This window comes from Arenimonas sp. (assembly GCF_019459675.1).
Taxonomy (GTDB): Bacteria; Pseudomonadota; Gammaproteobacteria; order Xanthomonadales; family Xanthomonadaceae; genus Arenimonas.
The window spans coordinates 1-5,756 of the sequence record NZ_JAIBFH010000424.1 but is presented as its reverse complement, the minus strand read 5'-3'; the positions used below and the strand labels follow the sequence as shown (position 1 = coordinate 5,756).

Genomic DNA, 5,756 nt, shown 5'->3' with positions numbered 1-5,756 from the left:
TCCCCAGCCGTGCCGGCCTGCGCCGGCATCGAGCCCACGGAGCCGGCGCTGCCCTGAGCCCGCATTTGCCTCAGGCCGCCGCGACCCGCCGCGCCGCCAGCCACGCGAGGGTGCCATCGAGCGGCATCGCCGCGGCGAAGTGATATCCCTGCAGGGCATCGCAGTCCCAGGCACGCAGGCATTCGGCGTCCTCGCTGGTCTCGATCCACTCCGCAGTCACCGCAATGCCGAACTCATGCGCCAGCGCGATCACCGCGCGGCAGATGCGGTCGCCGCCCTCGCGCCGGTTGCGCACGAAGCTGCCGTCTAGCTTGATGCCGCGCGGCTGGATGTGCGCCAGCCGCCCCAGCGAGGAATAGCCGACGCCGAAATCGTCCAGCACGATCTGCACACCCAGCGCCTGCAGTGCCGCCACCGGCGCCAGCAGCGCCTGCTCGTTGTCGGTGAAGGCGGTCTCGGTGATTTCGAGCGTGAGGTCGACGCCACGATTGGTGGGCCGCGAGAGCAGGGCGGTGACGGCGTTGACGTAGTCGTCGTCGAGCAGGCTCTGCGCCGAAACGTTCACCGACAGCGCGATGCCGGGGGCGTGCGCCTGCAGCTGCGGCATGGCGCGCAGCGCGCGCTCGAGCACCGCCACGTCGAGCGAGGCGGCCATGTTGTTCAGCTCGGCGATGGCGATGAAGCGCGCCGGGTCGATCCAGCCCGATTCGGGATGGTGCCAGCGGGCCAGCACTTCCAGCCGCTGCACGCGATGGTCCGAGGCCGCGACGATCGGCTGGTACCAGGCCTCCAGCGCGCTGCCGGCAATGGCCTCGTCGAGCGAGCACAGCAGGTCGTTGCGCAGCTGCATGTCCTTGAGCATGGCGTCGTCGAACAGCGCGCGGCCGTTGCGGCCGTCGCGCTTGACGTTGTAGAGCGCCACGTCCGCGCACTGCAGCATCTGGCCGGCGGTGACGCCGACGTCGCCGGGCAGGGCCATGGACACGCCGATGCTGCCGCCGACGATGCCGCGGGTCATGCCGCTCAGGGCCAGGCCGGCGATGGCCAGGTTGACGCGCTCGGCCAGGCCCAGCGCATGTTCGCTGCCGCTGCAGTCGGAAAACACGGCGAACTCGTCGCCACCGAGCCGGAAACACTGGGCGTCGTTGCCGAAATCCTGCCGCAGGCATACGGCCACCTGGATCAGCACGTAGTCGCCCATGGCGTGGCCGAACAAGTCGTTGATGGCCTTGAAGCCGTCCAGGTCCACCAGCACCAGGCAGATGGCCTGGTCCACGCTGCCGCCGGCGAGCCGGCCCTCGAGCTGCTGCAGCAGGTTGGCGCGGTTGCCCAGCCCGGTCAGCGCGTCGTGCATCGCCTCGTGCCGCCATTGCCCGCTGACCAGCTTCACTTCGGCGTACAGGTGGTTGATGCGGTCGGCCACCATGTCCACTTCGTCGCCGTGGGTACCGGGCGAGAGGGCGTCGCGTTCACCGTCGGCCATGGCGCGAAGCTCATGCTGCATGCGCTCGAGGCGGGAAATGACGCCGCGGTCCACCAGGCGCCACACCAGCAGGCTGCCGGCCAGGAAGATGCCGATCGAAATGGCCAGCAGCAGCTGCCGCACCACGCGGGTGTGTTCCACCAGCGGGTTCACCTGGTCGGCGCCGCGCAGCGTGGACGCAGCCGGGCCGGGGGTCGCGCGGGCGCTTTCCACTTCCAGGCCGGTGGACCAGTCCTGGAGCAAGCCATCGGCCAGCGGCATGACGACCATGAACACCACGCCCGCCATCACGACCATGCCAATCAGCAGCCGCGACCGGATTCCCCGTCTCGCCATGCATCGCCCTCCTCAGGCCTTGAGGCGTGGACGCTACCGGACCCGGCGGGTTCGTTCAGTACGGTAAGCCTCGTAAGGCGGCCTTGCGGGTGAAGCGCCGCGTGAAGTCCAACATTGCCGCGAACGCGGCCGGGATCACCACCAGGCTCAGCAGGGTGGACGTGATCAGGCCGCCGATGACGGCCACGGCCATCGGCTGCCGGAACGAGGCGTCCGCGCCGAAGCCCAGGGCGATCGGCAGCATGCCGGCGGTCATGGCGATGGTGGTCATGATGACCGGGCGGGCGCGCTTGCGGCAGGCGTCCACCAGGGCGTCGTGCATGCTCATGCCGTGCACGTCTTCGGCGATCACCGCGTAGTCCACCAGCAGGATGGAGTTCTTGGTGGCGATGCCGATCAGCATCAGCAGTCCGATCAGCGCCGGCAGCGACAGCATGGTGCCCGTCACCAGCATCAGGCCGAACGCGCCGCCCGCCGACAGCGGCACCGCCATCAGGATGATCAGCGGATGGCTGGCGTGGTTGAACAGCAGCAGCAGCACGGCGTAGACGCAGAACAGGCCCGCGGCCATCGCCAGCGCGAAGCCGACGAACAGTTCAACGAACACTTCCGAATCGCCGGTGTTCTGCATCTGCACGCCGGGCGGCAGGCGCTGCAGCGACGACAGCTTTTCCACCTCGGCCATCACGTCGCCCAGGGGACGGCCGTTGAGTTCGGCGGTGAAGGTGATGTTGCGCTGGCGGCCATAGCGATTGACCTGCGACGGCCCGGTGCCGGCGCGGATCTCGGCCACCGCCGACAGCGGCACCGTGCCGCCCCTCGCGCTGGGTACGCGCAGCAGCGACAGCAGCGCCTCGTCCGACAGCGCGTCCTGCTCCAGGCGCACGCGGATCGGCACCTGGCGATCGGGCAGGTTGAGCTTGGCCAGCCGCTGGCGGAAGTCGCCGCTGGTGGCGATGCGCGCGGCTTCGGCGATATCCAGCGTGGACACGCCCAGGTCGGCCGCGCGCCGCGCGTCGGGCACGATCACCAGTTCGGGCCGCAGCAGCGAGGCCGTGGAGCTGATGGTGCCCAGGCCCGGGATGGACCGCAGGTCGCGTTCGAAATCGCCGGCGGCCTGGTACAAGCGCGTGGGGTCGTCGCCGCTGAGCACCAGCATCAGCTGTTCGCCCGGTTCGCTGCTCAGGAAGCGCTGGCGCACGCCGGGCAGCTGTTCCAGGCGCGTGCGCACTTCACGTTCGAGTTCTTTCTGCGTGCGGCCGCGGTCGCCGTCGGGGCCCCAGTCGAGCACCATCGTCACCTTGCGCACTTCGCCGATGCCGTTCACCGCCGGGTCGCCCAGGTCCAGCACGCCGCCTACGGTGGCGTAGGTCTGGCGCAGCTCTGGCATGTCGCTGATCAGGGCGCGGGCGCGCTCGCTGACGGCGGCGGTCTGGTCCAGGCGCGCGCCGGGCGGCAGCTCCAGGCTCAGGTTGCTGCGGCCCAGGTCCGAGCCGGGGATGAAGGTGGCGGGGATGAAGGGCACCAACCCCAGCGAGCCGATGAACATCGCCAGCGCCAGCGCGAGCGTCTTGAAGCGGTTCGCCAGCGCCCACTCCACCAGCACCAGGTAGCGCTTCATCAGCGCCGATTCCTTTTCCACGTGCGGCTTGGGCTTGAGCTGGTAGGCCGCCATCATCGGCGTCAGCAGGCGCGCGACCATCAGCGAGAACAGCACCGCGGTGGCCGCCGTCCAGCCGAACTCCAGGAAGAACTGCCCGGCAATGCCGGGCATGAAGGCCACGGGCACGAACACCGCCGCCAGCGTCGCCGACGTGGCGATCACGGCCAGGCCGATTTCATCGGCGGCCTCGGTGGCCGCCTGCTTGGGCGGCTTGCCCATGGCCAGGTGGCGGTCGATGTTCTCCACCTCCACGATGGCGTCGTCCACCAGGATGCCCACCACCACCGCCAGCGCCAGCAGCGTGATCATGTTGAGGCTGAAGCCCAGCAGCCAGATCACGCCAAACGTGGGGATGATGGACAGCGGCAGCGCCAGCGCCGAGATCCACGTGGCGCGCCAGTCGCGCAGGAACCACCACACCACCAGCACCGCCAGCAGCGCGCCCTCCCACAGCATGGTCATGGACGAACTGAAGGACGCGCGCACTTCGTCGATGGCCGTGCTGACCAGCTTGAACTGGATGCGCGGGTGTTCGGCCTGCAGGGCCCTGATGGCCTCTTCGACGCCTTCGCCCACCTTGATTTCGCTCGAGCCGCGGGTGCGGCTGACGCCGAAGCTCACCACCGGCTGGCCGTCGATCAGCGCCAGCTGGCGGCGTTCGGCGTGGCCGTCGGTGATCGTGGCCAGCGCCGACAGCGGCAGCTGCCGGCCGTCGGGCAGCACGATGGGGAACTGTTCCAGGGTCTGGGCGCTGTCCACCGTGCCCACGGCGCGAATGGCCTGTTCACTGCTGCCCTGGGTGGCGCGGCCGCCGGAGCGCTCCACCTGCGAGCGCGCCAGCTGCGCCGACACCTCGCCGGCCGTGATGCCGTAAGCCGCCAGCACGCCCGGGCGCAGGTCCACCTGCACTTCGCGGGTGATGCCGCCGCTGCGCGCGACGGTGCCAACGCCGCGCACCGAGAACAGCTTCTTGGTGACTTCGTTGTCGACGAACCAGCTCAGTTCGTCTTCGCCCAGGCTGTCGGACGCCACGGCATAGGTGACCAGCGTGCCGCCAACAATCTCGATCTTGGCGATGATCGGCTCTTCCACGTCCCCCGGCAGCTCGGAGCGGATGCGCGATACCGCGTCGCGCACTTCGTCCAGCGATTCGTTGAGGTCCTTGCCGATGCGGAATTCGACGAAGGTGGTGGACGAGCCTTCGGTGACGGTGCTGACCAGCTTGTTGATGTCCGGCAGGCTGGCCACCGAGTCCTCGACCTTGCGCGTGACCTCGGTTTCAAGCTGGCTGGGCGTGGCGCCGGGCAGGGCCACGGTGACGGTGACGCCCGGGTAGGAAACATCCGGGAACCGCGACACCGCCAGCTGCCGGTAGCCGAACAGCCCGATGATGGTCAGCAGGATGAACAGCAGGATGGCCGGCAGCGGCCGGTTGATGGACCAGGCGGAGAAATTCATCGGTTCAATCCGCGCTGGCGGCGACGACGCGCACGCGGTCGCCGTCGGACAGGAAACCGGCGCCTTCCACCACCACGCGTTCGTCTGCTTCCACGCCTTCCAGTATTTCGACCAGGCTCTGCTGGCGTGCGCCCAGGGTTACGCGGCGCTGCGCCACCACGTCGCTTTCGCCCAACACGAACACGTAGCGATAGCCGTCGCGTTCCACCACGGCCTGGTCGGGCAGGGTGCGTGCGGGCCGGTCGCCCAGCACCAGGTCGCCCTGGGCGTACATGCCGGCGCGCAGCGCGCCCGGCGCGGGCAGGTCCACGTACACGGTGCCGGTGCGGCTTTGCGGATCCAGCGCTGGCGACACCGCGCGCACGCTGCCTTCTACCGCCACGCCGTCCGGGCCGGGCAAGCGCGCTTTCACGCCGGGCGTCACCAGGATCAGCTCGGCTTCGGGCAGTTCGGCGCGCCATTCCAGCCGGCCGTCGCGGATCACGCTGAGCAGTTCGGTGCCGGCCGCCACCACCTGGCCCGGCTGTACGGCGCGCTGCGACACCACGCCCGCATGGGGCGCACGCAGGGTGGTGAAGCCCAGCCGCAGGCGGGCATTCTCAAGCTGCGCCTGCGCGGTCTGGCGCTGGGCCTTGGCGCCCAGTTCGCCTGAAATCAGCTGGTCGGCCTCGCTGTCGGCGATCAGCTGTTCGCGCTTGAGGCGCTCGCCGCGGCGGGCGTTTGCGCTGGCCCCCCCCCGGGTGGCCAGCGCCGGGGCCAGGGCGGCGTAGGGGTTCCCCCGCTACAAACCCCCGCTGCGGTTTTTGCCCCCCCCCC

The 5,756-nt window shown here is 69.8% G+C and carries 3 protein-coding genes; all 3 read right to left on the bottom strand.

The features are described from left to right. Positions 1-70: 70 nt before the first annotated feature. From K0M70_RS14020 to K0M70_RS14010, 3 genes are read right to left on the bottom strand one after another with little or no spacing between them, the layout of a single operon-like run. Positions 71-1,819, bottom strand: coding sequence for a bifunctional diguanylate cyclase/phosphodiesterase (locus K0M70_RS14020; RefSeq protein WP_290782959.1), 1,749 nt, complete (start codon positions 1,817-1,819; stop codon positions 71-73). 55 nt (positions 1,820-1,874) lie between these two features. Then, on the bottom strand, positions 1,875-4,940 hold the full coding sequence (locus K0M70_RS14015; RefSeq protein WP_290782957.1) for an efflux RND transporter permease subunit: 3,066 nt from the start codon (positions 4,938-4,940) through the stop codon (positions 1,875-1,877). A 4-nt stretch (positions 4,941-4,944) separates the two neighbouring features. Beyond that, positions 4,945-5,688 carry an efflux RND transporter periplasmic adaptor subunit gene (locus K0M70_RS14010; RefSeq protein WP_290782961.1) on the bottom strand — a complete coding sequence of 248 codons (744 nt, stop codon included), beginning with the start codon at positions 5,686-5,688 and terminating at the stop codon, positions 4,945-4,947. Between the last annotated feature and the right edge of the window lie 68 nt (positions 5,689-5,756).